The sequence below is a fragment of the Novosphingobium fuchskuhlense genome (assembly GCF_001519075.1).
In the GTDB taxonomy this organism is placed as follows: Bacteria; Pseudomonadota; Alphaproteobacteria; order Sphingomonadales; family Sphingomonadaceae; genus Novosphingobium; species Novosphingobium fuchskuhlense.
On record NZ_KQ954245.1, the window covers coordinates 185,819 to 212,669 of the forward strand.

Genomic DNA, 26,851 nt, shown 5'->3' on the forward strand with positions numbered 1-26,851 from the left:
GCTGCGATGTCACATGCCTGAAGGCCCGCTCACCCCGGCGCGGCGCCATGTCTCGCCTGATGAAGCCTCAGGCGCACCCGCCCGCGCGCCCTTTGTCGAACTCGGCCTTGTCACCTGCTTCTCGTTCCTGCGCGGGGCGTCCGATCCGGTCGACCTCGTGCTCGCCGCGCATCGCCTCGGCTATGACGCGGTTGGCGTGGCCGACGCCAATTCGATGGCGGGTGTGGTCCGCATTCACGGCGAGGCGAAGGCTCTGGGGCTGCGGCCCGTGATCGGCTGCCGGATCGAAACTGTCGAGGGGCTCGCCTTCCTCGCCTATCCGCACGACCGCGCCGCCTATGGCCGCCTCTGCCGCCTGATTTCCGCCGGACGCATGGCACGGCTCGATGGGGAATGGCAGGCCAAGGGGGTGTGCGAGATCGATCTCGCGCTGCTGGCCGCGCATGCGCAAGGGGTCCACCTCGTCCTTCTGCCACCGCGCGATCTGGATCAGGTGTTCAAGGCCCGGATCGCCAGCAATGTGGTGCCTTTGCGCGAAGGGCACGGGCCAGAAATCGACATCGTATCCCTGCCTTTTCCCGCGCTTGTCCCCCATCTTGTCCACAGCCTGCCTACCATGCGCCACCTTGCGGCCAGCTATCTCTACAGCGGCGATGATATCGCGCGGATCAACGCGCTCGATGCGCTGGCCCACGAGAACGGCCTTGCGCTCCTCGCCACCAACGACGTGCACTATCACGAAGCCGCGCGGCGACCTTTGCAGGACGTGATGACGGCGATCCGCCACAAGACCACCGTCGCACGCGCCGGGCACCTGCTCCACCCCAATGCCGAACGGCACCTCAAACCGCCTGCGGAAATGCTCCGCCTGTTCGAGCGCTGGCCCCATGCCGTCAGTGCCGCGCGCGCGCTTGCCGATGCCTGCACCTTCAGCCTCGATGAACTCAGCTACGAATACCCGGAGGAAATCTGCCCCGAAGGCCGCACACCGCAGGACTGGCTGGAGGAGCAGACTTGGGCTGGCGCGGAGGGCCGCTACCCCTCCGGCGTGCCCGAGAGCGTACGCGATACACTGGCGCGCGAACTGGCGCTGATCGGCAAACTAAACCTCGCAACCTACTTTCTGACGATCAAGGATATCGTTGATTTCGCGCGTAATCAGGATCCGCCGATCCTGTGCCAGGGGCGCGGTTCGGCGGCCAATTCGGCCGTGTGCTATTGCCTTGGCATCACCGCAGTCGATCCGGCGCGCCACGCCCTGCTGTTTGATCGCTTCATTTCCGAGGATCGCAACGAACCACCCGATATCGACGTCGATTTCGAGCACGAGCGGCGCGAGGAAGTGATCCAGTACATCTACCGCCGCTATGGCCGCCAGCGCGCGGGGCTCTGCGCGACGGTTATCCACTACCGCCCGCGCATGGCGATCCGCGAGGTGGGAAAGGCGATGGGCCTGACCGAAGACGTCACCGCCGCGCTCGCCCGCACCGTCTGGGGCGGCTGGGGCAGCGAGGTAGCCGAGCGGAACGTCGCGCAGGCCGGGCTCGATCTTGCCGATCCACACCTCAAGCGGGTTCTGAAGTTGACCGAACAGATGATTGGCATGCCGCGCCATCTCTCGCAGCATGTCGGCGGCTTCATCCTTACGCAGGGGCCGCTGACCGAGACGGTGCCGATCGGCAATGGCGCCATGGCGGATCGCAGCTTCATCGAATGGGACAAGGACGATATCGACGCGCTCGGCATCCTCAAGGTCGATGTGCTGGCGCTCGGCATGCTCACCTGCATCCGCAAGTGCCTCGATCTGCTGGGCGAGCACCACGGCCGGACCCTCACACTCGCCACCGTGCCGCGCGAGGATCCGGAGACTTATGCCATGCTGCGCAGGGGCGATTCGCTGGGGGTGTTCCAGGTCGAAAGCCGCGCGCAGATGAACATGCTGCCGCGCCTGCGCCCACGCGAATTCTACGATCTTGTCATCCAGGTCGCCATCGTCCGCCCCGGGCCGATCCAGGGCGACATGGTCCACCCCTATCTCCGGCGGCGGCGGGGCGAGGAGGCGGTGAGCATCCCCGCGCCGGGCCCCGCGTTCGGGCCGCCGGACGAGCTTACCTCGATCCTCGGCCGTACGCTCGGCGTGCCGATCTTTCAGGAGCAAGCGATGAAGATCGCGCTCGATGCGGCCAAGTTTTCAGGCGCGGAGGCCAACCGGCTGCGCAAGGCCATGGCGACCTTCCGCCGCCGGGGCATGGTCGACGAATTGCAGGACATGATGGTCGAGCGCATGACCCAGCGCGGCTACGACCGCGATTTCGCGCAGCGCTGCTTCAACCAGATCCGAGGCTTCGGCGAATACGGTTTTCCTGAAAGCCATGCGGCGAGCTTTGCGCACCTCGTCTATGTTTCGAGCTGGCTGAAGTGCCACTACCCGGCGGCGTTCGCCTGCGGCCTGCTCAATTCGCAGCCGATGGGCTTCTACGCACCGGCGCAGATCGTGCGCGATGCGGCGGAGCATGGGGTGCCGGTGCTGCCGGTGGATGTGAACCATTCGATGTGGGACTGCACGCTGGAGCAGGAGGGGGAGGGGCTCCGCCTCGGCCTGCGCCAGATCGACGGCCTGCCCGAACATGTCGCCGCCGCGCTGGTTTCGGCACGCGAGGCGGGGGGGCGGTTTGATGATGTTGCCGCGCTCAAGGTGCGGGCAGGGCTCTCGCCCGCGATGATCGAGCGGCTGGCTGCGGCGGATGCCTTCGGATCGATGGGGCTGCCCCGGCGCCAGGCGCTGTGGGATGCGCGCAGCCTTGTGGCCGCAAGCGCGCTGCCGCTCTTCGCCGCCGCCGATGCGCGCGAGGAGGGGGAGGAGCGCGCCCGCACCCGCCTGCCGACCATGCCGCTCTCGGAGGAAGTCGTCGCCGATTACCAGACGCAGCGGCTTTCGCTGAAGGCGCACCCCATGGCTTTCCTGCGCGCCGAGCTTGCCGAGCGTGGGTTCGTGCGGGCGGCGGATCTCAGGGACCGGAAGATGCGCTCGATGGTGCGCGTGGCGGGCGTGGTGCTGGTGCGCCAGCAGCCGGGCAGCGCCAAGGGGGTGTGCTTCATCACGCTGGAGGACGAGACGGGCGTGATCAACCTCGTGATCTGGCCCGACTTGAAGGAGAAGCAGCGCAGCGTGGTGATGGGCGCGCGGCTGATGGAAGTGCGGGGCCGCGTGGAATACGACGACGAGGTGATCCACGTGATCGCCCAGCACCTGACCGATGCAAGCGAGGGGCTGTCGCGGCTGTCCGACGATGCGCTGCAGCCCGCGATGGCCCGTGCCGACGAGGTCAACCGGCCCGTGCCCGGACGCGTCCCGCCGCCTGCGCGCAGCCATCCGCGCAATGTGCGGGTGATCCCCAAGTCGCGCGACTTTCACTGAGCCTGCCTGCCACAATTGCGCCGCGTAGCCCGACTAGGCGCCGGCCGCATGGACATCGTGAGACTGACCCCTGATGATACGCTGCGCTTCCTTGCGCTGCGCCAGATCATGTTCGACGCCGAGGCGATGAGCTTTCGCGGCGCCGGCGCGGACGACGATGCCATCGGCGTGGCGGCATGGCGCGAGCGACTGGCGCGCGATCATGTCTATGCCGTGGTGCAAGGCGGCGAATGGCTCGCGGTCGGCGGCCTCACGCGTATCATCGGGCAGAAGCTCGATCACAAGGGCCTCGTCTGGGGCATGTACGCCGTCCCCGCAGCGCGCGGCACGGGCGCTGCGGCGCGCATTCTCGAGCAGCTCGAAGCCGCGGCCCGCGAGATCGGCCTGCGCCAGCTGCAACTGACCCTGATGGCTGACAACCCGCGCGCCCAGACACTCTACGAGCGCCACGGCTACGTGCTCTATGCCAAGGAACCGGACTCGGTGCGGCGCGCGGATGGCAGCTATGTGGATGAAGCGCTGATGTGGAAGCGGCTGTAGGCCGTTCCTTTGATCAGGTCCGCAGCCGCTCAATCCCCTGCGCGAGCGCGACATAGAGCTTGCCCATGTCCGACGAGAGCAGCGTTACCCCCAGCGCATGGCCGTCGCGGGTCGAGAGCAGCTGGCGCAGCATCGCCTCGAAATCATGGATGTAGCGGTTCACGTGACCGCGGAATTCAGTGTCGGTTTCGTAGTGCTGCTGCACCGCGCGCACCTCGCCGCTGTCGAGCAGGCTGACCGCGCGGCGGGTGAAGATGCCGCGGTCGCCGCGCAGGTACGAGGCCCAGGCGGTTTCCGAGACATCGGCCGACAGCACCTTTGTGATGTCGATCGCGGTGGAATTCAGGCTCTCGGTGATCAGCGCGGTGCGGCGTGCGAAATCGTTGTCGACCTGCTCCTCGGCGCGCTCGCGGGCGCGCGTGACGCGGCTTTCGAGATTGCCGGCCAGTTCATCCACCTTGGCGAGCTGGTCGCGCATCTGGATCGCTGTCTCGCGGCTGGCGGATGCTGCGTTGTCGATCGCATCCTCGAGCCGCGCGATGAGTTCGGCGCCGCGGCCCTGCAGCACGCGGACGATGGCGGCATTGCCTTCCTCGCCAAGCCGCGCCGTCAGTGCCTCGATTTCCTTCGCCGCGCCCTCGCGCAAGTCCTCACCGACGCGGCCCGCAGCATCGCTGAGGCGGGCCACTGCACCAGACAGCTCGCCTTCGATGCCCTGCGCGAGGGCAGTGCTTTCGTCTCGCGCGGCGGCCAGCAGGTTGCGCAGTTCGCCAAGACGGGCTTCCTGTTCGGCGGCCTGAACGGCAAGGTTCTTCTGCAGGCGCGCCATCTCGGCTGTCGCGGCCTTGAGCGCCCCGCGCGTGGTTTCGACGTCCTGCGACAAGCTGCGCCCGGTATCGCCGGCCTCGCCGAGGGCGCTGCGGATCCCCTCGACCCGGTCGGCAAACTCGCCAAGTCCGTTTTGGGCACTGCCGATCGCGGCAGGGAGAGTCGTGCCGGCGTGCTCGCTGCCGGCCTGGATCAGTTCGAGCAGGCGAACCGCTGCATCGGTGAGCGTGCCGATATGCCCGTCGGTTCCGGCAAGTGCCTCGCGCATGTCGACCAGCCGCTGGTTGAGGGTGGCGAGCGCGCGATCGATCGTGGCAGCCGTGGCATCGCCCGTCTCGCCCGAGGCTTGGAGCACGCCGGTGAAGGCGGCCACTTGCGCGGCGATGGTATCGCACTGGTTGCCAAGCGCGTGCGCTTCTTCAAGCTGGCGCTGGCGCTGTGCTTCGACCGCTGTGTCTAGGTCGGCAAGTTTGCGTGCCAGAGCCTCAGCAGCCTCGGCGCCGGCAGCGGCCATCGCACCGCGACGTTCGCGAATCGCGATATCGAGATCGGCGAGGCTTTGCGTAAGCGCGGCGCGCTGTTCGGCTGCAGCAACCTCGAGATTGGCCCGGCGGGCGGCAAGCTGCTCGTCCAGCAAGCTGGCGTCTTCGGAAATCCGGCGGGCCAGATCGGTGGCATTGGCCTCGAATGCTGCGAGCCGCTCGCGCGAGGCGGAGATAAGCGCCTCATGGTCGTTCCCCAGCGTTTCGAGCGCGTGGCGCAGGGCGGCCAGCTGTGTCTCGGACCGGTCGGCGAACTGGCGCAGCGCGGTCTCTTCAGCCGAGCCCAGCGAGCGGCTGAAGGCCCCGCTTTCGGCGCGCATGGCGGCAAACCGCGCGCCAAGCGCGGCGAGGGTGTCTTCCTCGGCCTTGATGATCGCGTCGCGCTGGCGCACGAGCTCGTCGTTCAGTGTTTCGGCACGGGCACGCATGGCAGCAAGGGCCGCCACTTCCTCGGTGTCGAGCCGCTGGCGATGGCTTGCGGCCCCTTCTTCGAGCGCGGCGAAGTGGGCCGCGCTGACCTCACCGATGCGCGCGGCGCTTTCCTCGAACTCGGCAAGCGCCGCCGATACCCGCTCGCGCACCGTGCCGACTTGCCGTTCGCTGGCGAGGCCGAATTCGTTGAGCCGCTGGAACCCGGCGACAAGATCTTCGAGCTGGTTGTGTGCGGTGCGGCCGGCATTGGCGATGGTGTTGGTGACGTCCTTTGCCGAGTTGGCAATTACCGGCAGCTGCCCTCGCAGCTTCTCCATGTTTTCCAGCGCGTGGTCCGAAACCGTGGCAATGCGGTCTACTTGCGCGCCGTTTCCGACGATCAGCGATTGAAGCTGCCCGGCGCTGCCGCTGATCCGTTCGACCGCGATACGGCCGAGTGATTCGAGATCGCGGCCCTGCGCCGCGATGAAATCGCGGGCAAGCGAGAGTTCCGTGTTCACCGCCGTCAGCCGACGCTCCAACCGTTGCGATTCGAAGCTGAGCAGCCGTGCCGCGTCCCCGAACCGCGCGGCCTCGCGCCGGCTGTTGCGACGAACGAGGAGCAGCGTGACCAGCACCACCAGCACCGGCGCGGACCATGCGGAGAGCAATCCTGTCCAGATCGCGAGCGGCTGAACCTGGCGGAAAATGGCGAGGTTGCCCGCGACGAATGCCGCCGTCCAACCCGCGATCAGCGCCGCAGCGATCGCAAGACCGAGCCATTCGCGCTCCAGCCGGGGCGTATCCACGCTCTCGTCATCCCAGGCAGGCGCGCTGTCCTCGGCTGCGGGAGCGATCGGCCATCCGGCACCCTCTGCATCCTCTGTGGCGGCGGCAAGCGCGGGGACGGCGTCTGCCTCCTCGACCGGTGGATCGCCCGCCAGGCGTTTGCCGAGGCGCACGGCCGCAGCGTTTGCCGCGCCATCTTCGGCGCCGCCTTCAATGGCGATGATCTTTCTGCCCCCGAACATCGCTATTCATTAACACACTTCGCCCCCCCGCTTAAACCCAGCTTAACCCGTTACGGATATTTGCTGGGTATGGCTTACCTCGGTGACGCAATCGATGCCCATCTCGCTGTGGCAACCGGCGATGATGCGGAGCTTTTTCGCGAGCTGCGCGCCGCGTTCGTCGAAAGCGCGCGTCGCCAGTTCGGCCTGCTTGGCCGCGCACGCTGCGACGGCAATTGGGAAATGGCCGCGCTGCGTTTGAAGAGCCTGGCCGCGACGTTCCATGCCGAGGACCTGATCGCGCTCGCCGAGGAAGCGCTCACCGGCGCGCCCGGAGAGCCTGCCGTGCTGCGGCGGATTGCAGCCGCACTCGATTCCCTCGAACCAACCGGTTGATACGCCGCCACTCTTGGCATTGCTGCCCGGCGGCCCTAGCATAGGGCAAAGGGAGGTCGCCGCCTTGCGGGTCGCATTACTGTCGTTGATGGACGCCGCTCAGGGCGAGCCACCGGGTCTTCGCGGCCTGCTGCCGATCGGTGGCCGCTCGATCCTGCGCCATCAACTGGGGCTTGCCATGGCGCTTGGCTGCGCGCGCATCGTCGTACTGGCCGAGACGCTGACGAACGATCTTGTCGCGCTTCAGCATGCGGCCGAAGCGGGCGGCGCGCGGTTCCACGTGATCGCTTCAGCGCGGGCGCTGGCGCCTCTCGTGGCGGCGGAGGACGAGTTGCTCGTGCTGGGCGAGGGGCTTCTGGCCATGCCCGAGGATGCCCTGCGCCTACTGGGTGACGGGCCGGTCGTGCTGACGCTCCCGGTCGAGACGGGCCTGCCGCTGGGGTTCGAGCGAATCGATATCAACAGCGCGGGGGCCGGCGCGATGCTCCTGCCCGGCAAGCTAATCGCGGCGCTGGGCGATCTGCCCGGAGACTGGAATCCGGGCTCCGCACTGCTGCGCATCGCGTCGCAGGCGCGTGTGGTGCAGCGTGAATTGCCCGCGCTTCTCCTCGATCAGGGACGCTGGCGCCTGATCCGCGACGAGGCGGAGGCGCACCGTGCGGAACCGGGCTGGGTGCGTCTGCACACGGCGGGCGCGCAGGTCCGCTCACCGGGCTCGTGGATCGCGGCGGGTATCGTGCGGATGCTGGGGCCGGCGCTGCTGCATGCGGGAACCCGGCCCTATGTCATTGCGCTTGGCGCGGTGATTACCGCACTGCTCGGCACCGGCGCCGGCTGGTTCGGCTGGTGCGGCCCCGGCTTTGCGATGCTGGCGCTCGCCTGGCTGGTTAATCAGGTTGCGGCGCTGCTGGCCCGGGTTGAACAGGATTCGCTCATTGCCTGGTCGGGCGGGGCACCGCTTGAACACCTGGGCGAATGGGTGCTCGATGGCATGTTCATCACGCTCTGCGCATGGCGCAGCGAGATTCCCGCGGTGGCCGGAGTCCCATGGGGAATCGCATGGTTCCCGCCGGTGGTGCTGTTCCTGCTGATGCGGCTGCTGCGGCGCGTGCAGCCGGACGAAATCTGGACCTCGTGGCTGGCGGACCGCTTCCTTGTCGGGGCGCTGCTTGCGCTCACCAGCATCCTGTTGCCGTTCGATTTCGTGTTGCGGCTGCTGGTAGTCTCGCTCATGGTTGCGGGGCTGTTCCTCGCCAGCGGCGGGGATGGGCGGACAAGCGCCCTGTCGGACGGCGGGAGATCTGCATGACGCAGGGTCGGACCAGCATTTTGTGCTGCCCCGGTGGAAACCCGGAGCTGCCGGTGCCCTCCCGTTTTCTAACCCCGAATTAACCAGGCCGGGTTAAGGCTGGCAATCATGGCCATCCCCGCACCTTCGGGCATTCAGACCGGCAGACCAGCCGGCACATCGGCAGGCGCGAGCGCTTCGCGCATGGCAGAGGATATTGCCGCCGCGCGCGGGGCGATTGCCAATGTCGTGCCGATCCTGCGTCATCTCCTGCGCAGCGACGATAATTCGATCTTCAGTGACGAGATCATCGCGCGCGTGCGGGGAATGTTCCTCGATGTGGCACGCCAGTTGGTGGTGGCGCTGGCCGAAGCGGCGGGTCATGCCGAGCCGGAAGGCTGGGCTCATGAGGCGGCAGACGAACTCGCCCATCTGTTGGCCGATAATTCCGCCTTTCTCGAACATTTTCACACGCTTGCGCTGGAATGGCAATGGACGTCCCGGCTTGAGCGCAGCCGTGGGCTCGACCCCGTGCTCCCGCCGCTGCTCCAGTCCCGCATGGCCGATACCGATGCCGAGGTCTCTGCGGGGGCGATGGGCCTGCTCGCCGCGCAGGCCCGGTTCTGCCAAAACCAGCGGCGCATGCAGCTGCCGCTGGAGGAATTGCCAGGCGATCTCGTCCACATGGCGCTCATGACCTTGCGGGGTCATGTCGGCGTCGACGCTTCGTCGGAGTCCTATGCGGTTGTCGCCGAGCGAAGCGTGCGCGCGCGGATCGACGAGACGCGTTCGCGCCTCGCGCGAATGAGCAGCCTGCTCGACAGCATGGGCGGCGAGGCCGGCGCTGCGCTCGACCTCGACAAGGCTGGTTTCGCCATGTTCCTCACGGCGTTCGCGCGCGGTTCGGGCCTCTCCCGCGAGGCGGCGATCATGGCAACGGTTGACAGCCAGCTGCCACGCCTGATGCTCGCACTCAGGGCATGCGGGCTTTCGTCGACCGCCGTCGTCGCCACCGCCCAGGCGCTGCACCCGGATGCGGTCCTGCCCGGAGGCCATGCAGAGCTCACGCCCGCTGCCGCCGCCGCGCTGCTTGTGCAAGCGGGAGACCGGATGTGAGCGCGCTGCGCGAACAGGGTACGGCACCGACCACGCCGAGTGGCCTCATCCGCGCCCGCACCGATGGCGCTGACCATCTGGTCGCGGCCGACGAGCCGCTCGCCGGCTTCCAGATTCGCGCCGGTGGTGCAGTCCCCGGCGCCATCGTCATGCCTGCGCTGCTTTCGCTCGTGCGCCGTGTGCGGCGGACGGGACAGTCTGCATCGCGCGCCATCCAGTCGGTCGACGAGGGCCGGTCGGTCGCGGCCTGGGCGCTCGTGACTCCCGAAGGTGATGGCACCGCCATCGAGCTCAGCCAGTGGCATCAGAGCGAGGAAGCCGCCGCCGAAACCCCGGTGTCCGAGGCCCTGCTGCGCCATCTTGCCGAGGCCGAAATCCTGCTCGACGATGCGCAGCGCGTTATCGCCGCCAATGTGCGTGCGGGCGATCTTGCCGGCCTGGCTGCTGCGCTCGAAGCCGGACGTGGTCGCTACTGGACCGAGTTCGTGCGGATCGAACGGGTGAGCGATCTCATGACCACGCGGCAGGGGCCGCTGCACTGGCGGTTGCTGGATGACGCGCCGTTCTCGGTCCTGGGTTCGCCGCGCAGCTGGCGGGCGCGGATCATCCCGCGCGTGCAGGGCGGCTTTACCCTGCTGGCGGTGCCCGAGACGGCCGAGACCCTGCCAGAGCCGACCCCGAAGCCGACCCCGGCACCGGACGCGGCCACGAACGCCGGAGCTTCCGAACCCGGCTGGAGCCGCTTGCTGGGCCGCGAGCTGGCCCCGGCACTGCGCCAACCGATCACGCGTATCATCGCCAATGCAGAGACCATCCGCACCCGGCTGGCGGGGCCGCTGGCCGAGGAATACGCCGGCTATGCCCGCGACATCGCAGATGCAGGCCGCCACCTCATGAGCCTCATCGAGGACCTCGCCGATCTGGAAGCGGTCGAGGCACCGGGGTTCGCGCCGGCGCCGGACCGGATTGATCTGGCCGATTGCGCACGCCGCGCCGCGGGCATTCTCTCGGTTCGCGCGCAGGAGCGCGGCATCACGCTCCGCACGCCCGGTGAAACGGCGCATGTGCCGGCGATCGGAGAGTTCCGGCGCGTGCTTCAGGTTCTGCTCAACCTCGTCACCAACGCGATCCGCTACAGCCCGGAAGGCTCGGTGGTCAGGCTCGAGACCGGCGAGGACGCGCGCGGTGCCTGGATCGCGGTGCAGGACGAAGGGCAGGGGCTCGACGCCGAGCAGGCGGAGCGTGTGTTCAACAAGTTCGAACGGCTGGGCCGCAGCGGTGACGGTGGAAGCGGCCTTGGCCTCTACATCTCGCGCCATCTCGCGCAGGCGATGGGCGGCGATCTCGTGGTAACCAGCGCGCCCGGAGAAGGCGCGCGCTTCGAGCTCACCCTGCCGCCGGACCGCGGCGCCTAGGATTTATCGGCGGCGCTGCGCCAGAACGAGCAGGCCCGTCCCGGCCAGCGCCAGCACGCCACCCCACAGAATCCAGATCTTCTGCTCCAGCATGAAGCTGGACGCCGGCCACATGATCAGGCCAGCCCCCTGGCCCATCCAGAGCAGGCCCATGAGGAGAGCGAGCACGCCCAGAACACGCAGAACCAGGGTCATCTCACTCTCCTCGGGATGGGCGCGCCGGTCTCAGCGCTTGTCGACAGGAACGTAGTCGCGCTGCGCCGGGCCGGTGTAGAGCTGGCGCGGGCGGCCGATCTTCTGGCCGGGATCGCTGATCATTTCGTTCCACTGCGCCACCCAGCCGACCGTGCGGGCCAGCGCGAAGAGCGCGGTGAACATCGCGGTCGGGAAGCCGATCGCCGAAAGGATGATGCCCGAATAGAAGTCCACGTTGGGGAACAGCTTCTTGTCGATGAAGTAGGGATCGTTGAGCGCAATCTCCTCCAGCTGCAGCGCCGTCTCGAACAGCGGATCGGTGACCTTGAGCGAGGCGAACACCTCGCGCACCGTCTGCTGCATCACCGTCGCGCGCGGGTCGTAGTTCTTGTAGACGCGGTGGCCGAAGCCCATCAGGCGGAACGGATCGTTCTTGTCCTTGGCGCGCGCGATGTAGTGCGGGATGCGATCGGGCGTGCCGATTTCCTTCAGCATGTTGAGCGCGGCCTCGTTTGCGCCGCCATGCGCCGGGCCCCACAGACAGGCAATGCCCGCCGCGATGCAGGCAAACGGATTGGCGCCCGAGGAACCGGCGAGACGTACGGTCGAGGTCGAGGCGTTCTGCTCGTGATCGGCATGGAGGATGAAGATGCGGTCGAGCGCGCGCTCGACGATCGGGTTCACCTCGTACTCCTCTGCCGGGACCGCGAAGGTCATGCGCAGGAAGTTGCCGGTGTAGGAGAGGTCGTTGCGCGGGTAGACGAAGGGCTGGCCGACGGAATACTTGTAGGCCATCGCCGCAATCGTCGGCATCTTGGCGATCAGGCGGTGCGCGGAGATCTTGCGCTGTTCCGGATCCGAGATATCCGTCGAATCGTGGTAGAACGCCGAAAGCGCGCCAACGACGCCGCACATGATCGCCATCGGATGCGCGTCACGGCGGAAGCCGCGGTAGAAGACCGAAAGCTGTTCGTGGACCATGGTGTGGCGCGTGATCGTGCGGCTGAACTGGGCCAGCTCGTCGGCCGAGGGCAGCTCGCCGTTGAGCAGCAGGTAGCTTACTTCCATGAAGCTCGAATGCTCGGCCAGCTGGCCGATCGGATAGCCGCGGTGGAGCAGCACGCCCTCGTCGCCGTCGATGTAGGTCAGCGCGCTGTCGCAGCTCGCCGTGCTGGTGAAGCCCGGGTCGTAAGTGAACTTGCCGGTCTCGGCATAGAGCTTGCGAATGTCGATGACATCGGGACCGATCGTGCCGCCCTTGATCGGCATCGAGATGGTCTTGTCGCCATCGTTCAGGGTCGCCTGGTTGTCGCTCACGATCTACCCTCCTGTTTATGCGTCGTTTGTCGGGTTCGGGCCGGGGCCCGGAAAGTCATATCACGCGGCCATTGCGGCCTGGTCTGCAATCCGGGCGAGCGACTCGTCTCGGCCCAGCAAGACCAGTACGTCGAAAATTCCCGGTGAGGTAGTCGTGCCGGTCAGCGCGGCGCGCAGCGGCTGCGCCAGCTTGCCGAGGCCGAGCCCGCGTTCTTCCGCCATGGCCTTGAGCGCGGCTTCGAGCGCTTCCGCAGCCCATTCCTCGGCGGCCAGCCGCTCCGCCATCGCACCGAGCAGCGCGCGCGCCTCGTCGGTCAGGAGGCCTGCCGCCTTTTCGTCGAGCGCCAGCGGGCGCTGCGCGAAGAGGAAGCGGGCACCGGCAGCCAGTTCAAGGAGATCCGCCGCGCGCACCTTGAGCACCGGCATGGCCTTGGCGAGGAGGGCGAGACCCGTCCCGTCAAGACCGCCCAGCCGATCGGCGACCAGTCCGGCCAGCCGGGCGTCTTCCGCCTCGCGAATGTAGTGGCCGTTGAAATTCAGCAGCTTCTTGAGGTCGAAGCGCGCCGCGCCTTTGCCGACATCGCCGATCTCGAACCATTCCACCGCCTGCTCGCGGCTGATGATCTCGGCATCGCCGTGGCCCCAGCCAAGCCGGAGCAGGTAGTTGAACACGGCTTCGGGCAGAAGGCCCAGCTCGTCGCGATAGGCATCGACGCCCAGCGCACCGTGGCGCTTGGAGAGCTTCGCGCCGTCCGCGCCATGGATCAGCGGGATGTGGGCATAGGCCGGGTCTTCCCAGCCCGCCTCTCCGTCCTCGCCTTCGATCGCCTGCATCGCGCGGATGATCACAAGCTGGCGGAAGGCATTGTTGATGTGGTCATCGCCGCGGATCACGTGGGTGACACCCATGTCGTGATCGTCGACCACCACGGCGAGCATGTAGGTCGGCGTGCCGTCGCTGCGCAGGATGACGTAGTCGTCGATTTCCGCATTCTGGACGGTGATCGGGCCCTGCACGAGGTCGTCGATGGTCGTTGCCCCATCGCGGGGGGCCTTGATGCGCACCACCCAGGGCTGGCCTTCCGGCCAGGTCGCCGGATCGGCATCCCGCCATTCGCTTTCGATGCGAAACGGGCGGCGCTCGGCCTGCGCGGCGGCGCGGCGGGCGGCGAGCTCCTCCTGGCTGAGGTAGCAGCGGTAGGCGTGCCCTGCCGCAAGCAGCTTGTGCGCGACTTCGGCATGGCGATCGGACCGCGCGAACTGGAACACCGGCTCCTCATCGCCGCCCAGACCCAGCCAGTTCAGGCCATCGAAGATCGCCGCGATCGCCGGTTCGGTCGAACGGGCGCGGTCGGTATCCTCGATGCGCAGCAGATAGGTGCCGCCATGATGGCGCGCGAAAAGCCAGTTGAACAGCGCGGTGCGGGCACCGCCGATGTGAAGATAGCCGGTGGGCGAAGGCGCGAACCGGGTGACCACGCCCTTCCGCTCGGCGGCCGTGCGCGCGCCTGATCCTGCAGAAACGGTGTCACTGGCGCTTGCCATTGCGGGCGCAATCCTTCCTAATCCCGGCCATGCCGCCAACCTCGGCCCTACCTCTCGGTGAACCTGCGGCGTGGCGGACACGCCTCTGGGACAAACTTGCCGCCTTGTCCAGCATGCACCGCACCATTGAGGCGTTCCTTGGCAGCCGGCCGTTCGAGCGCGGACCGTGGCTGGCGGTCGGCTTTGGCATTGGAATCGCTTGCTGGGCGGTGCTGCCGGGGCCGTGGCAGTGGGCAGGCTTCCTCGCATTGTGCGGTGCGGCGGCGATGGCCGGCCTCCTCATCGATGCAGAGGGTGATCTGGGCCATCTGCGCAGCGCGCTGATCGGCATGGCGCTGATGCTGGCTGCGGGCTGCACCGCGATCTGGGTCAAGTCGGCACTGGTAGGGCAGCCCGGGATCGCGCGGCCGGAAGTGGCGATGATGCAGGGCCGCGTGCTGGACCGGCAAGTCGAAGGCGCGCGCGACCGGGTGCGCCTGCTGCTCCGCGCGCAGGTGGAGGGCCATCCCGAACCGCTGCAGGTGCGGCTCAACCTGCCGGACGAGAACGATCAGCCCGGCCTTGTCGAAGGCGCCGAGGTCCGCCTGCGCGCCCGGCTCATGCCGCCCGCGCCGCCGATGCTGCCAGGATCCTACGATTTTGCGCGCGCCGCGTGGTTCCAGGGCCTGGCCGCCACCGGCAACGTGATCGGGCCGGTGACCCTCATCGCGCCGGCGCACGAGAGCTGGTCGCTGCGGCAGTGGCAGCAGCGGCTTGCAGACCATGTCCGCGCGCAGCTTTCAGGCTCCCCCGGCACGATTGCAGCCGCATTTGCCAGCGGCGACCGCGGTGCGATTGCCGAAACCGACGAGGAGGCGATGCGCGATGCGGGCCTCACGCACCTGCTGTCGATCAGCGGTCTCCATGTCAGTGCCGTGATTGCGGGTGCTTATTTCCTGACGATCCGGCTGCTGGCCTTGTTCCCGTTCATCGCGCTGCGTGTCCGCCTCCCGTTGCTCGCTGCGGCGGTCGGGGCCGGTGTGGGCTTGTTCTACACCGTGCTGACCGGCGCCGAAGTGCCGACGGTGCGTTCGGTCGCGGGCTCTTTGCTGGTACTCGCCGCGCTGGCGCTCGGGCGCGATCCGCTGTCGCTCAGGCTGCTGGCCACTGCGGCGCTGATCGTCATGCTGCTCTGGCCCGAGGCGGTGCTGGGGCCCAGCTTCCAGATGAGCTTCGCCTCGGTGATCGCCATCGTCGCGTTCAGCACGGCGGCGCCGGCCAAGGCGTTCCTCGCGCACAGTCACGAAGGGCGCGTCACGCGGATGGGGCGCCATCTCGCCATGCTGCTGCTGACCGGCCTCGTCATCGAGCTGTCGCTCATGCCGATCAGCCTGTTCCACTTCCACCGTGCCGGCATCTATGGCGCGGCCGCGAACGTCATCGCGATCCCGCTGACAACCGTGCTCACCATGCCGCTGATCGCGCTGGCGCTCGCGCTCGACATCTTCGGCCTTGGCGCACCGGCATGGTGGGCGGTGGGCAAGTCGCTCGAACTGCTGCTGTGGCTCGCGCATCTGGTGGCCGCGCAGCCGGGTGCGGTGACGATGATGCCTGGGATGAGCGGTGCAACCTTCGGGCTCTTTGTCGCCGGGCTGCTGTGGCTTGCGCTGTGGAGCGGGCGGGTGCGGCTCTGGGGCTTCGCGCCGATCGCGCTGGGCGTGTTGGCGCTGGTGCTGACGCGGACGCCCGATGTGCTTGTCTCGGGCGATGGGCATCATGTCGGCATTACCGGTGAGGGGCCTGATCTCCTCGTGCTGCGGGCGGTGCGGGAAGAAAGCTATACCCGCACGGCGCTGCTCGAAAATGCAGGAATGACGGGCGATGCCGTCGCGCTGGAGGACTGGAAGGGCGCGCGGTGCAATCCGGACTTCTGTGCGATCACGCTGGTGCGCGGCGGGCGGCGGTTCGATATGCTGATGGCGCGGGGGAAGGACCTCGTCCCCGTGCCCGTGCTGGCGGCTGCTTGCGCCCGCGCCGATATCGTGGTGGCCGACCGCCGCTTGCCGAGCGCCTGCAAGCCCCGCCTGCTCAAGGCCGACCGCGCGCTGCTGGGCCAGACGGGCGGCCTTGCCATCGATCTTGTTTCAGGCCGGGTGCGCAGCGTGGCGGAGACGCAGGGCGAGCATGGCTGGTTCCACCGTCCACTGCCCCGGCAGCCGGGATCTCATCCATTCGCCGCGCGGCGGTCCGGGCCTGTCGCTACCGGAGCGCCAGGCCCCGCACCATCTCAGTGATAGCGGCGCAGCAGCCCCGCGAGCTTGCCCTGAACCTGGACTTCATCCGGCTGGTAGTACTGCGGGTCGTAGGCCGCATTGGCCGGATCGAGCCGGACCATGCCGCGTTCGCGCCTGAGGTACTTGAGCGTCGCTTCCTCGCCGCGGACTAGCGCGACCACGATTTCGCCGTCACGCGCGTTGTCCGTGCGGCGCACGAGTGCATAGTCGCCATCGAGAATGCCTGCCTCCACCATCGAGTCGCCCGATACTTCAAGCGCATAGTGCTCGCCCGCGCCGAGCAGGGCGGCAGGGACGGGAAGGGTGGAGGTGCCTTCGAGCGCCTCGATCGGAACACCGGCGGCGATGCGGCCGTGGAGCGGGATCTCGATCACGTCGTTCGCGGGCTGGCGCGCCGGAGCGGGACTGCGCAGCGGAGCCAGTGCGGCCGAAGACGTGCCCGCCACAGTGACGGAGGCAGAGGCGCGGCTGGCTGGCTTGGCGCCGCCCGCGTCACTGTCACGGATCACTTCGAGCGCGCGTGCGCGGTTGGGCAGGCGGCGGATGAAACCGCGTTCTTCCAGCGCCGAGATCAGACGGTGCACGCCCGACTTCGACTTGAGATCGAGCGCTTCCTTCATTTCCTCGAACGAGGGGGAGATGCCGGAATCTTCGAGACGTGTCTGGATGAAGGTCAGCAGTTCATGCTGCTTGCGCGTTAGCATTCGTGCGCACTCCCGTTTGGTGAACGAATGCGGAACGAATAAGCAACGAAATTTTATGCGTCAAGCAATTCCGCGCATTTACAGCAGGTATACCGGAACAAACTGACCCGCCGGTGCCTCGGGCGCATGAGCCGGCCGGACCACGAGAGCATTGGCGCGGGCCAGCGAGGACAGCGCGCCGCTGTCTTGAAGGCCATCAAGCGAGACCGTGCCGGCATCCCACACGGCGCGCAGGAACTCCATGCGGCTGCCGCCGGCCGGCATAGATTCGCTGAGCGCGGCGGGGATCGGGCGGGGCATGGCATCGGCCGCGCCCAGCGCGGCGCGGATCAAGGGCAGGAGGAAAAGGAAGCCGGTGACGAAGGCGGCAGCGGGGTTGCCGGGCAGACCGAGGATCACCTGCGCGCCGCGCCGCGCGACAAGGAGCGGCTTGCCCGGCTTGATCGCGACGCGCCAGAAGGCAAGCTCCGCGCCGAGTTCGGCAAGGGCCGGGCGCACCAGATCGTGATCGCCGACCGAAGCGCCGCCGCTGGTAACGATGACGTCGGCGTCGCGTGCCGCATCGAACGCGGCCTGGAGCGCTTCGAGCCGGTCGGGCACGGGGCCGGTCCGGGTGATCCGCACCGCCGGCTGGGCGGCGAGCGCGGCGAGCATGGCGCTGTTGCTGGCGGGAAGCTGGTGGTCGGCAAGGTTCGCGCCGGGGGCGGCCAGTTCGTCGCCGCCGTCGATCACTGCGAGGTGGAGTTGGCGGCGGACTGGCAGGTGGGCATGGCCGGCAGTGAGGGCGAGCGCGATCTGCGCCGGCCCGATCCGTGTGCCGGGGGCCATCAGCATATCGCCGCGGCGGAAATCCATGCCGGCAGGGCGGATATGACGATGCGGCGGCTCGGGCGGCGTGCCGGTGAGGGTCAGGCGGTCGCCTTCGCGCGCGGCGTCTTCCTGGATCAGGACCATGTCCGCACCGGCGGGCACGAGCGCACCGGTGCTGATGCGCGCGGCCTCGCCCGGGCCGACCACGCCGGCAAAGGGGCGGCCGGCGGCGCTTTCCCCGATCACGCGCCAGGGGCCGGGGAGATCGGCAGCGCGCAGGGCATAGCCGTCCATCGCGGAGACATCGGCGGCGGGCTGGGTGCGCAGCGCGGTCAGCGGTTCGGCGAGCGGGAAGCCGAGGCAATCGGCGGTGGCGCGGTGTTCGATCGGCAGCACGGGGGCTATCGCCATCAGGCGGCGCTGCGCTTCCTCGAGCGGGAGGGGCGGGTTCGGGCGTGCGGGGGTCTGGTTGTTCAAGGTGCGCGCCAATCGCCCGATTTGCCGCCGCGCTTTTCGACGAGGCGGATCTCCGAGATGACCATGCCTTTGTCGATGGCCTTGGCCATGTCGTAGACGGTAAGCAGCGCGACCGAGACGGCGGTGAGCGCTTCCATTTCCACGCCGGTGCGGCCGGTGAGCGAGGCCGTGGCGCGGGCTTCGACGCCGTCGCCCACGAAGGCGAACTCGACGCTGACGGCATCGAGCGCGAGCGGGTGACACAGCGGGATCAGCTCTGCCGTGCGCTTGGCCGCCATGATCCCGGCAATGCGCGCGACGGCGAGCACATCGCCCTTGGGCGCGGTGCCATCGCGCAGGGCGGCGAGGGTGGCGGCGTTCATGCGGATGCGGCCGAGCGCGACAGCGACGCGCTGCGTCTCTGCCTTGCCGCCGACATCGACCATGCGGGCGCGGCCCTGGGCATCGAGATGGGTCAGCTCGCTCATGCCCTCAAATCCAACAAGGTTGACACAGTTGACACAGTCCTGAGGGAAAACTCCGGGGCCGGTGGCATGGCGGGATCAAATGGCCGGGAGACAAGGGAAAAGCGCGGTTTCATTGGGCCGTGATGCCATAACCGGACGGTGTAGGACAGATGGCAATGCTGATAGCGCTCAGCGGGGCCAGGCCTTGGCCAGCGCGATGCCGGCGAGGTTCTGCGCGCGCTTGATCCGGCGGATGCGGACACGGGCAAACTGGGCGCTATGTTCGCGGTAACTGGCGAGAAATGGTGCGAAGTCGGCGCCGGCTCTCAGCGTACCGCTGGCTTGTGCAACGACAAAAGCAGAATCGCCAAGGAGGACGATATCGGTCGCACCGAGCTCGCGGGCGACAGCGAGTGCATCGAGCAGGGCTTGCCATTCGGCATGATCGTTGGTGCCCTGGCCGATGGCGGGGCGATGCCAGACCCGGCCCCGCGCCGCGACCGCGGTTTCCATCATGCCGGGGTTGGGGCGGCAGCCGCCATCGAAGAACAGCTTGAGGGCTTGCTCAGGCACCGAGCAGAACGCGGGTGGCCGCCGTCACGTCGGCATGGCGCATCAGGCTTTCCCCGACGAGGAAGGCCTTGGCGCCGGACGCTGCAAGCGAGAGCACATCTGCATGACTGTTGATGCCGCTTTCTGCCACGAGGAACGCGCCTTCGGGCGAGAGCGGGGCGAGGCGCGCGGTGGTGCCGAGATCGGTGACGAAGCGCTTGAGATCGCGGTTGTTGACGCCGATCAGGCGCGAGCGGAGGCGCGCAGCGCGCTCCATCTCGGCTTCGTTGTGCACCTCGACGAGGACGTCCATGTCGTGTTCGCGCGCGGCGGCCTCGATCTCGGCCATCTGGCCATCTTCCAGCGCGGCGACGATGATCAGGATCGCGTCCGCCCCGATGGCGCGGGCTTCGGCGCATTGCCAGGGATCGACCATGAAGTCCTTGCGCAGCACCGGCAGGGTGCAGGCAGCGCGCGCGGCGACGAGGTAGTCCTCGTGGCCCTGGAAATAGGGCGCATCGGTAAGGATCGAGAGGCAGGTCGCGCCGCCTTGTTCGTAGGCGCGGGCGTGGGCCGGGGGATCAAAGTCGGCGCGGATCAGGCCCTTGGAGGGGCTGGCCTTCTTGATTTCGGCGATCAGCGAGAAACCGGTTTCGGCCTTTGCGCGCAGAGCGGCCTCGAAGCCGCGCGGGACGGTCTGCTCGCTGGCGCGTGCGGCGAGATCGGCGAGCGTGGCCGAGGCCTTGCGAGCGGCGACTTCCTCGCGCTTGGTGTCGCAGATTCTGGTGAGCGTGTCGGTCATTTCAGCGCCGCGATCCAGCAGTTGAGGAGCGCGTTGGCAAGGCCTTTGTCGATGGCTTCGGCGGCTTCCTCCACGCCTTCGTGCCAATCGGCGGCTTCGCCTGCGACCATCAGCGCGGCGGCGGCGCTGAAGAGGACGGCGTCGCGGTAGGGGCCGGGCTCGCCTTGCAGGAGTGCGCGCAGGGCCTTGGCGTTGGTGGCGGGGTCGCCGCCGCGCAGGGCATCGACGGGGGCGCTGGCGAGACCGGCATCGGCGGCCGTCACGCGGCGCATGAGCACGTTGCCGTCCCGCACTTGCGCGAGTTCGTTGCCGCCCGCGAGGCTGAGTTCATCAAGGCCTTCGTCGCCCGAGACGACGAGGCTGTGATCGGTGCCGAGGCGGCGGATGGCCTCGGCGTAGATCGGCACATAGGCGGGCCGGGCAATGCCGACGAGCTGGCGACGCACGCCTGCGGGGTTCGCCAGCGGGCCCATGAGGTTGAAGATCGTACGACGGCCGAGCGCTTTGCGGATGGGGGCGATCCGGCCGAGCGCCGGGTGGTGCTTCTGGGCGAAGAGGAAGCAGATGCCGAGGTCGCCGAGGGTCAGTTCGGCGGTTTCGGCGGCGCGATCGAGGTTGAGGCCGAGGGCCTCGAGGGTATCCGCCGCGCCGGCCTTGCTGCTGGCGGCGCGGTTGCCGTGCTTGGCGACGGGGACGCCGCAAGCCGCGACGACAAGGCTGACGGCGGTCGAGACATTGAGCGTGTGGTGGCCGTCGCCGCCGGTGCCGCAGACGTCGATGGCGTTCGGGGGTGCGGAAATCGGAATCATCCGGGCGCGCATGGCGCGGGCGGCGCCGGCGATTTCCGGGGCGGTCTCGCCGCGTTCCGCCAGCGCGACGAGGAAGGGCGCGATGGCCTCGTCCGGCAAAGTACCGTCGAGGATCGCGGCGAAGGCGGCTTCGGCTTCGGCTTCCTCGAGCGGGCTGGCGGTGACTGCGGGAAGCGTGGTCATGCCGCGAGGTGGGTGGGCAACTTCGCGGCGATCCCGCACATCTTCAGGAAGTTCGCGAGGAGGGCGTGGCCATGTTCGGTCGCGATCGATTCGGGGTGGAACTGCACGCCGTGGATCGGGAGCGAGACGTGGCGGAAGCCCATGGCGTGGCCATCATCTGACGTGGCGTTGACGACGAGGCTTTCGGGCACGTTCTCGACCACGAGGCTGTGATAGCGCGTGGCAGTGAAGGGCGAGGGGAGGCCCTCGAACAGGCCGGTGCCATCGTGCGTGACGGGCGAAGTCTTGCCGTGCATCAGCCCGCCGCGCACGACCTGGCCGCCGAAATACTGGCCGATCGACTGGTGGCCGAGGCACACGCCGAGCAGCGGCACGCCCGCATCCGCCGCCGCGCCGACGAGATCGAGGCTGATGCCCGCCTCGTTGGGCGTGCAGGGACCGGGCGAGATCAGGAACCCCTGCGCGCCGGTAGAGATGGCCTGCCCGGCAGACATCGCATCGTTGCGCACGACTTCGACCTTCGCGCCCATTTCCATGAGGTAGTGGACGAGGTTCCAGGTGAAGCTGTCGTAGTTGTCGATGACGAGGATCATAGGGTTTGGAACCTTACTGGCCGAAGCGGGGTTCGGACGCGACGCGCAGGGCCTCGCGCGCCGCGGCGAACAAGGCGCCGGACTTGGCTTCGCATTCGCGCTGTTCGTATTCGGGGTTGCTGTCGGCGACGATGCCCGCGCCCGCCTGCACGTGGAGCACGCCGTCCTTGAGCACGCCGGTGCGCAGGACGATGCAGCTGTCGACCGAGCCGTCGGGGGCGAAATAGCCGACGCCGCCAGCATAGGCCCCGCGCGTTTCTGGTTCGAGTTCGGCGATCACTTCGCAGGCGCGGACCTTGGGGGCGCCGCTGACGGTGCCGGCGGGGAAGCCGGCGAAGAGCGCGTCGACGCTGTCGGCCCGCGTGGTGTCGAGCTTGCCGACCACGTTCGAGACGATGTGCATGACGTGGCTGTAGCGCTCGATGGTGTAGCTTTCAGTGACCTTGACCGTGCCGGCGGCGGCGACGCGGCCGACATCGTTGCGGCCAAGATCGAGCAGCATGAGGTGCTCGGCGCGCTCCTTGGGATCGGCGAGGAGGCTCTGCGCGTTGTCGCGGTCCTCGGCTTCGGTCTTGCCCCGGGGGCGGGTGCCGGCGATGGGGCGGATGGTCACTTCGCCGTCGCGGATGCGCACGAGGATCTCGGGGCTCGAGCCGATGAGCGCGAAGCCGGGGAGATCGAGGAAATAGAGGAACGGCGAGGGGTTGATGCGGCGCAGCGAGCGGTAGAGCGCGGCAGGGGGCAGCGGGAAGGGCACGGTGAAGCGCTGGGCAAGGACGACCTGGAAGATGTCGCCCGCCTCGATGTAGTCCTTCGCGCGCAGGACCATGCGGGCGTAGTCTTCGGGTGCCATCACGGCAGTCCGCTCGGCCGGTTCGGCGGCTTCGAGGCGCGGGTCGGCGGGGACGGGATCGGCGAGGCGCGCGAGGGCGGCGTCGATGCGGTCCGCCGCGGCGGCGACGAGGCGTTCGGGCGCTGCGGAACCGGGCCAGACGGGGGCGACGGCGATGAGTTCGTCCGACAGGCGGTCGAACACGAGGACGACGCTGGGGCGCACGAAGAGCATGTCGGGCAGTTCGAGCGCGCTGGCGGGGGCGCGCGGGAGCTTCTCGACAAGGCCGATGGTCTCGTAGCCGAAATAGCCGACGAGGCAGGCGAGCGACTTGGGCAGGCCTTCGGGCACATCGATGCGGCATTCGCCGACCAGCGCGCGCAGCGCGGCGAGGGCGGGTTCGCCATGGGGGGCAAAGGCCTCGCGGTCGGTCTGCCACTGGCGGTTGATGACGGCCTCGCCGCCCTCGGCGCGAAATATGAGATCGGGATCGAGGCCGAGGAGGCTGTAGCGCCCGCGCACTTCGCCGCCTTCAACCGATTCCAGCAGGAAATCGCCGCGGCCGGGCTGCATCAGCTTGAGTGCGGCGCCGACCGGGGTTTCGGTATCGGCGATGAGCTTGCGCCAGACGAGCGCGGGGCGGCCGGCGGCGAGGGCGGCGCGGGCCGCGCTGCCGCCATCGGGCAGGAGGCCGGCGATCGCGGGCTCCGCCGTGTCCGACGCCGTCGCCACGGCCTTACTGGCCGCCGGAGAGCTGCGTGCGCAGCGCTGCGATAGCCGCCTCGTTGCGCTTCACGCCGACCGCCTCGCGCACGGCCACGCGCAGCTGGTCGACATATTCGCGGCCGGCCAGCTGGCCGAGTTCGACGCGGGCGCGGGCGGCGAAGGGATCGCCGGGCTTGATCGTTCCGGGGGTGACCTTGTTCAGCGCCACGACGACGAAGCCGGCCTTGGCGGGGGCTTCGAGCTTCTTGGCCGTGCCCTGCGCCATCTCGAACATCAGCTGGAGCGTCGAGGGGATCTTGGGCTGCATGGCATTGAGCTGCTGACGTGGCATGTTGACCTGCTCGGGCGCGGGCAGCGGGATGCCCAGAGCCTTGATCGCCTCGGCAAGCGGTACCTTCTTCGCGAGCGCGGCCATGACCTTCTCGCTGGCGGCCTTGGCGGCGCCGAAGCCGCGCGTGATGTTGAGATCGGCCATGACCTTGTCCTTGATCTCGGCGAGCGGCGGCGGTGCGGCCGGGGTGATCTGGCCGACGTCGTAGATGACGTAGCGTTCGCCCTGCTTCAGCTCGGCAACCTGCGGCTGGCCTTCGCGTTCCATGGCGAAGGCGGACTGGATCAGCGGGACGACATCGGGACCCGGCTTGATATCGGTGCGGCCCGGAACGGTGCCGTCAGCCTGCAGGGGATCGGTGGTGATCACGGTGAGGCCGGCGCTCTTGGCGACGTCGGCAAGGCCGGTGCCGCTACCGAAAGCATCGTCGAACTTCGCCGAGAGATCGGCGAGCGCGGCCTTGCGCTTTTCGGCGGTGATCGCGGTGACGATCTCTGCCCGCGCCTGGTCGAGCGTCTTGCCCGGGTTCTGCACCACGCTGTCGAGCCGGATCACGTGCCAGCCGAGCGCACCCTTGGCCGGTGCGGCAAGCGTACCCTTGGCGGCGGCAAACACCGCAGCGGCAACCGCCGGAGAAGCATCGCTCTCGAGCTTGGTGCGGGTGAGGGCGGGGATCTTGCTGGCCGAGAGGCCTTTGGCAGCGGCTGCGGCCTCGATCGATTTGCCGCCCGCGATTTCGGCGGCGAGCGCCTTGGCGGCGGGCTCGGTTGGCACGATCACCTGTGTGAAAGCGCGCGATTCGGTCGGCGCATAAGTGGCCGCGCCCAGCTTGTAGCGTGCGGCGACTTCGGCCTCGCTCGGCGCGGCGACCGCCTTGATCGCGCTTTCGTCGAACACCGCGTAACGGATCGTGCGGCGCTCAGGGCGCTGGTAGCGGGCGGCGTTGGCCTTGTAGAAGGCGGCAACATCGGCATCGGATGGCGGCGTCTTTGGCGCGAAGGCGGCGGAGGGAATCAGCTGCACCGTGCCCTCGCGCGTTTCGGTGAGGACGGCGGCGTAGCGCATCACCATGCTCTCCGGCATGGCTGCGCCGACGCCTGCGGGGATCAGCACCTCACGCGCCATCAGCCCCTTGGCGACATCGTCGCGCAGCAGCGTTTCGGACACGCCCTTCTGCCCGAGCAGCGCTTTGTAGACGGACTGGCTGAACTTGCCGTCAGGCCCCTGGAAGGCCGGCATCTTCGAAATCTCGCTGTCGATGAGGCGGTTGCTGACGGCCATGCCGACCGAACCCTGCCTTGCCCATTCCATCACGGCGGCGCGGTCGATCAGGCTGTCGATCACCTGCTCCATTGCCCCTTGTGCAATGAACTCCTTCATCGTCGCAGTGGGGCTTTGCTCGCGCGCGTTTTCAAGCGCGTTGCTCATGGCCTTCTGCACTTCGGCCGTGGCGATATGCGCCGAGCCTACCGTTACCGCGCGGTCGGCATTGCCGCTGCCGCCGAACTTGGCACCGGAAAGATCAGCGCCTGCGAACGAGAGCGCGATAAGCCCGAGGAACACCAGCGCAAATGCAACGCCGATACGGGACTTGGTCAGGGAACGGATGAAGCCGAGCATCGGGGCCTGTCGTTAGCAATGAACACGGTGGAGAATATCCTCGTGGCGCATTAGGGGGCAAAGCGGTTTCCCGCAATGGTCTGCACCGGCAAGGCGCGCGCTGCGGCGAACCATTCAATTTGCCAAGGGGGCAACCCTCCCGGAAGTTAATCACCGACTTTGCGGATGCCGCGCTTGGCAAACCTGCCCCCGGTTTGATAGCGGCCTCGGCATGAGGAGGAATCATCTCGTGCACAAATGCAGGGTCTCATGAGCCAGCGTCCCTACATCGTCGGCAACTGGAAGATGAACGGGAGCCGCGCCATGCTTTCCGAAGCGCGCGCGGTCGACCGCGCCGCGCAGCGCTACCCCGATGTCGAAATTGCCCTCGCGCCGCCGTTTCCGTTTCTGGGCTCCGTGCGCGAAGCGGTAACCGCGATCGGCGTCGGCGGGCAGGATTGCCACACCGCCGCCAAGGGCGCGCATACGGGTGACGTTTCTGCCGCGATGCTCGCCGATATTGGCGCGGATTTCGTGATCCTGGGCCACAGCGAGCGCCGCCGCGATCATGGCGAGGACGACGCGCTGGTACGCGCCAAGGCGGAAGCCGCGCTGGCGGCCGGGCTGGGCGTGATCATCTGCGTTGGCGAAACGCTTGAGGAGCGCGATGCCGGCACGGCCGAAGCTGTGGTTTCGCGGCAGATCGAGGGCTCGGTTCCGGCGGGCGAGAGCGCGGCGGTTGCCGCCAGCCGCCTTGCGGTTGCCTACGAACCGGTGTGGGCGATCGGCACCGGGCGGGTCGCCGCGGTGGAAGACGTGATCGCCATGCATGTCGCCGTGCGCGTGCGGCTGGCCGCGATCTTTGGAGAGGAGGCGGAGAAGATCCGCATTCTCTACGGCGGTTCGGTGAACGGCGAGAACGCGGCGAGCTTGCTGGCGGCGCCGGGTGTCGGCGGCGCGCTGGTAGGCGGCGCGAGCCTGACCGCCGATGCCTTCCTGCCGATCGTGGCGGCGGCCGCGCAGCCGGAAGGCTGAGCATCGGCGGCGGCGGCAGGCGCCGGGCCCGGCGGGCCCGGCGGGCCGGTGCCTGCGCCCTTGCGCGCGGCGCGGCCACGCCCTAGATGCGCCTCATTCTTGTCAGGCGGAACGCAATGTCTCTCTTCATCTTCCTCACTGTCATCCAGGCGCTGGTTGCGGCCGCGCTGGTCGGTGTGATCCTTATCCAGAAGTCGGAAGGCGGCGGTCTCGGCGTCGGCGGCAGCCCGGCAGGCTTCATGTCGGCGCGCGGCGCGGCGGACTTCCTTACCCGCGCGACGACCGTGCTGGCGACCGCGTTCGTCGGCCTCAGCATCGTGCTGGCGGCGCTGGCGGTCAGCACGACCTCGAATCGCACGATCGATACGTCACTTGATCGCAACGCGCCGGTGCTTCCGGCCGATCCGCTCGCGCCAGCCCAGACGGCTCCGGGACAGACGGCTCCGGTGCAGGGCGTTCCCGCCGCAGGGCCGGCGCAGGCTCAGCCCGCAGCTCCCGCTTCGGCCGCACCGGCCAAGGGTGCCGCGGCGGATCCGCTCGCCGGCGGCGCCAAGCAGTAATCCACCAGCGCCGGTTCGTCCGGCACCCGTTCCCGGTGCATCCGGCCGCCCTGCGGCGGCTGGCCGCGCCGGTTTGTTTTCGTCCATGTTCTTTCGCT

Annotated in this window: 22 protein-coding genes; 9 read left to right on the top strand and 13 right to left on the bottom strand. The window is 68.3% G+C overall.

Annotation, left to right across the window (positions count from 1 at the left end; translation table 11 throughout):
- The first annotated feature begins 13 nt into the window (after nucleotides 1-13).
- Nucleotides 14-3,418 (top strand): error-prone DNA polymerase, encoded by a 3,405-nt coding sequence (locus tag AQZ52_RS10605; RefSeq protein ID WP_067910230.1) that lies wholly within the window; start codon nucleotides 14-16, stop codon nucleotides 3,416-3,418.
- A gap of 48 nt (nucleotides 3,419-3,466) precedes the next feature.
- A complete protein-coding gene (locus tag AQZ52_RS10610; RefSeq protein ID WP_067910233.1) occupies nucleotides 3,467-3,958 on the top strand; it encodes a GNAT family N-acetyltransferase in 492 nt (163 codons plus the stop codon).
- Nucleotides 3,959-3,971: 13 nt separating this feature from the next.
- Here the strand turns inward: AQZ52_RS10610 and AQZ52_RS10615 are convergent, their stop codons facing one another.
- Nucleotides 3,972-6,770 carry a coiled-coil domain-containing protein gene (locus tag AQZ52_RS10615; protein WP_156424898.1) on the bottom strand — a complete coding sequence of 933 codons (2,799 nt, stop codon included), beginning with the start codon at nucleotides 6,768-6,770 and terminating at the stop codon, nucleotides 3,972-3,974.
- Between the two features lie 69 nt (nucleotides 6,771-6,839).
- Between AQZ52_RS10615 and AQZ52_RS10620 the strand changes: the two genes are divergently transcribed.
- The 4 genes from AQZ52_RS10620 (at nucleotide 6,840) to AQZ52_RS10635 (ending at nucleotide 10,964) form a co-directional block, all read left to right on the top strand.
- Nucleotides 6,840-7,145: a hypothetical protein gene (locus AQZ52_RS10620; protein ID WP_067910236.1), complete on the top strand. Its 306-nt coding sequence runs from the start codon at nucleotides 6,840-6,842 to the stop codon at nucleotides 7,143-7,145.
- Between the two features lie 88 nt (nucleotides 7,146-7,233).
- Nucleotides 7,234-8,454, top strand: coding sequence for a hypothetical protein (locus tag AQZ52_RS10625; RefSeq protein WP_067910240.1), 1,221 nt, complete (start codon nucleotides 7,234-7,236; stop codon nucleotides 8,452-8,454).
- Nucleotides 8,455-8,562: 108 nt separating this feature from the next.
- Complete coding sequence (locus AQZ52_RS19090; RefSeq protein WP_067910242.1) at nucleotides 8,563-9,549, top strand: hypothetical protein; 987 nt, start codon at nucleotides 8,563-8,565, stop codon at nucleotides 9,547-9,549.
- On the top strand, nucleotides 9,546-10,964 hold the full coding sequence (locus AQZ52_RS10635; RefSeq protein WP_240481592.1) for a sensor histidine kinase: 1,419 nt from the start codon (nucleotides 9,546-9,548) through the stop codon (nucleotides 10,962-10,964). Before AQZ52_RS19090 ends, AQZ52_RS10635 begins: the two co-directional genes overlap by 4 nt.
- Nucleotides 10,965-10,967: 3 nt before the next feature.
- Here the strand turns inward: AQZ52_RS10635 and AQZ52_RS10640 are convergent, their stop codons facing one another.
- From AQZ52_RS10640 to gltX, 3 genes are read right to left on the bottom strand one after another with little or no spacing between them, the layout of a single operon-like run.
- Nucleotides 10,968-11,159 carry a hypothetical protein gene (locus AQZ52_RS10640; protein ID WP_067910245.1) on the bottom strand — a complete coding sequence of 64 codons (192 nt, stop codon included), beginning with the start codon at nucleotides 11,157-11,159 and terminating at the stop codon, nucleotides 10,968-10,970.
- Nucleotides 11,160-11,189: 30 nt separating this feature from the next.
- Nucleotides 11,190-12,476, bottom strand: a complete 1,287-nt coding sequence (locus AQZ52_RS10645; RefSeq protein ID WP_067910248.1) for a citrate synthase — start codon at nucleotides 12,474-12,476, stop codon at nucleotides 11,190-11,192.
- Between the two features lie 60 nt (nucleotides 12,477-12,536).
- Complete coding sequence (gltX, locus tag AQZ52_RS10650; protein WP_067910251.1) at nucleotides 12,537-14,021, bottom strand: glutamate--tRNA ligase; 1,485 nt, start codon at nucleotides 14,019-14,021, stop codon at nucleotides 12,537-12,539.
- Nucleotides 14,022-14,134: 113 nt separating this feature from the next.
- On the opposite strand from gltX, the gene AQZ52_RS10655 reads away from it, so the two are divergent.
- Entirely contained in the window at nucleotides 14,135-16,294 is a 2,160-nt protein-coding gene (locus tag AQZ52_RS10655) for a ComEC/Rec2 family competence protein (RefSeq protein WP_082697786.1), read from the top strand.
- Here the strand turns inward: AQZ52_RS10655 and lexA are convergent.
- From lexA to AQZ52_RS10700, 9 genes are all read right to left on the bottom strand, one after another.
- Nucleotides 16,288-16,998, bottom strand: coding sequence for a transcriptional repressor LexA (lexA, locus tag AQZ52_RS10660; RefSeq protein ID WP_067910256.1), 711 nt, complete (start codon nucleotides 16,996-16,998; stop codon nucleotides 16,288-16,290). The two genes, AQZ52_RS10655 and lexA, sit on opposite strands and share 7 nt — an antisense overlap.
- A gap of 78 nt (nucleotides 16,999-17,076) precedes the next feature.
- Entirely contained in the window at nucleotides 17,077-18,285 is a 1,209-nt protein-coding gene (locus AQZ52_RS10665) for a molybdopterin molybdotransferase MoeA (protein WP_276203271.1), read from the bottom strand.
- Complete coding sequence (gene moaC / locus AQZ52_RS10670) at nucleotides 18,282-18,752, bottom strand: cyclic pyranopterin monophosphate synthase MoaC (protein ID WP_067910259.1); 471 nt, start codon at nucleotides 18,750-18,752, stop codon at nucleotides 18,282-18,284. Before moaC ends, AQZ52_RS10665 begins: the two co-directional genes overlap by 4 nt.
- A gap of 168 nt (nucleotides 18,753-18,920) precedes the next feature.
- The gene (locus tag AQZ52_RS10675; protein ID WP_082697788.1) at nucleotides 18,921-19,304 is read right to left on the bottom strand and encodes a reverse transcriptase-like protein; all 384 of its coding nucleotides are present in this window, start codon (nucleotides 19,302-19,304) and stop codon (nucleotides 18,921-18,923) included.
- On the bottom strand, nucleotides 19,297-20,085 hold the full coding sequence (gene trpC, locus AQZ52_RS10680) for an indole-3-glycerol phosphate synthase TrpC (protein WP_067910261.1): 789 nt from the start codon (nucleotides 20,083-20,085) through the stop codon (nucleotides 19,297-19,299). The genes AQZ52_RS10675 and trpC overlap by 8 nt, the downstream gene beginning before the upstream one ends.
- The gene (gene trpD / locus AQZ52_RS10685) at nucleotides 20,082-21,077 is read right to left on the bottom strand and encodes an anthranilate phosphoribosyltransferase (RefSeq protein ID WP_067910265.1); all 996 of its coding nucleotides are present in this window, start codon (nucleotides 21,075-21,077) and stop codon (nucleotides 20,082-20,084) included. The genes trpC and trpD overlap by 4 nt, the downstream gene beginning before the upstream one ends.
- Nucleotides 21,074-21,670, bottom strand: a complete 597-nt coding sequence (locus AQZ52_RS10690) for an anthranilate synthase component II (protein WP_067910268.1) — start codon at nucleotides 21,668-21,670, stop codon at nucleotides 21,074-21,076. The genes trpD and AQZ52_RS10690 overlap by 4 nt, the downstream gene beginning before the upstream one ends.
- A 13-nt stretch (nucleotides 21,671-21,683) precedes the next feature.
- A complete protein-coding gene (locus AQZ52_RS10695) occupies nucleotides 21,684-23,201 on the bottom strand; it encodes an anthranilate synthase component I family protein (protein ID WP_205626484.1) in 1,518 nt (505 codons plus the stop codon).
- A gap of 37 nt (nucleotides 23,202-23,238) precedes the next feature.
- The gene (locus AQZ52_RS10700) at nucleotides 23,239-25,179 is read right to left on the bottom strand and encodes a SurA N-terminal domain-containing protein (RefSeq protein ID WP_067910271.1); all 1,941 of its coding nucleotides are present in this window, start codon (nucleotides 25,177-25,179) and stop codon (nucleotides 23,239-23,241) included.
- A 249-nt stretch (nucleotides 25,180-25,428) separates the two neighbouring features.
- On the opposite strand from AQZ52_RS10700, the gene tpiA reads away from it, so the two are divergent.
- Both tpiA and secG read left to right on the top strand, forming a co-directional pair.
- Nucleotides 25,429-26,193, top strand: a complete 765-nt coding sequence (gene tpiA, locus AQZ52_RS10705; protein ID WP_067912034.1) for a triose-phosphate isomerase — start codon at nucleotides 25,429-25,431, stop codon at nucleotides 26,191-26,193.
- Nucleotides 26,194-26,309: 116 nt separating this feature from the next.
- Nucleotides 26,310-26,753, top strand: coding sequence for a preprotein translocase subunit SecG (secG, locus tag AQZ52_RS10710; protein WP_067910275.1), 444 nt, complete (start codon nucleotides 26,310-26,312; stop codon nucleotides 26,751-26,753).
- Nucleotides 26,754-26,851 lie beyond the last annotated feature (98 nt).

Bases quoted from the DNA above. Each gene is read 5' to 3' on its own strand.
- AQZ52_RS10605 (WP_067910230.1), top strand. From the start codon at position 14: ATGCCTGAAGGCCCGCTCACCCCGGCGCGGCGCCATGTCTCGCCTGAT.
- AQZ52_RS10610 (WP_067910233.1), top strand. From the start codon at position 3,467: ATGGACATCGTGAGACTGACCCCTGATGATACGCTGCGCTTCCTTGCG.
- AQZ52_RS10615 (WP_156424898.1), bottom strand. From the start codon at position 6,770: ATGTTCGGGGGCAGAAAGATCATCGCCATTGAAGGCGGCGCCGAAGAT.
- AQZ52_RS10620 (WP_067910236.1), top strand. From the start codon at position 6,840: ATGGCTTACCTCGGTGACGCAATCGATGCCCATCTCGCTGTGGCAACC.
- AQZ52_RS10625 (WP_067910240.1), top strand. From the start codon at position 7,234: ATGGACGCCGCTCAGGGCGAGCCACCGGGTCTTCGCGGCCTGCTGCCG.
- AQZ52_RS19090 (WP_067910242.1), top strand. From the start codon at position 8,563: ATGGCCATCCCCGCACCTTCGGGCATTCAGACCGGCAGACCAGCCGGC.
- AQZ52_RS10640 (WP_067910245.1), bottom strand. From the start codon at position 11,159: ATGACCCTGGTTCTGCGTGTTCTGGGCGTGCTCGCTCTCCTCATGGGC.
- gltX (WP_067910251.1), bottom strand. From the start codon at position 14,021: ATGGCAAGCGCCAGTGACACCGTTTCTGCAGGATCAGGCGCGCGCACG.
- AQZ52_RS10655 (WP_082697786.1), top strand. From the start codon at position 14,135: ATGCACCGCACCATTGAGGCGTTCCTTGGCAGCCGGCCGTTCGAGCGC.
- lexA (WP_067910256.1), bottom strand. From the start codon at position 16,998: ATGCTAACGCGCAAGCAGCATGAACTGCTGACCTTCATCCAGACACGT.
- moaC (WP_067910259.1), bottom strand. From the start codon at position 18,752: ATGAGCGAGCTGACCCATCTCGATGCCCAGGGCCGCGCCCGCATGGTC.
- trpC (WP_067910261.1), bottom strand. From the start codon at position 20,085: ATGACCGACACGCTCACCAGAATCTGCGACACCAAGCGCGAGGAAGTC.
- trpD (WP_067910265.1), bottom strand. From the start codon at position 21,077: ATGACCACGCTTCCCGCAGTCACCGCCAGCCCGCTCGAGGAAGCCGAA.
- AQZ52_RS10690 (WP_067910268.1), bottom strand. From the start codon at position 21,670: ATGATCCTCGTCATCGACAACTACGACAGCTTCACCTGGAACCTCGTC.
- AQZ52_RS10700 (WP_067910271.1), bottom strand. From the start codon at position 25,179: ATGCTCGGCTTCATCCGTTCCCTGACCAAGTCCCGTATCGGCGTTGCA.
- tpiA (WP_067912034.1), top strand. From the start codon at position 25,429: ATGAGCCAGCGTCCCTACATCGTCGGCAACTGGAAGATGAACGGGAGC.
- secG (WP_067910275.1), top strand. From the start codon at position 26,310: ATGTCTCTCTTCATCTTCCTCACTGTCATCCAGGCGCTGGTTGCGGCC.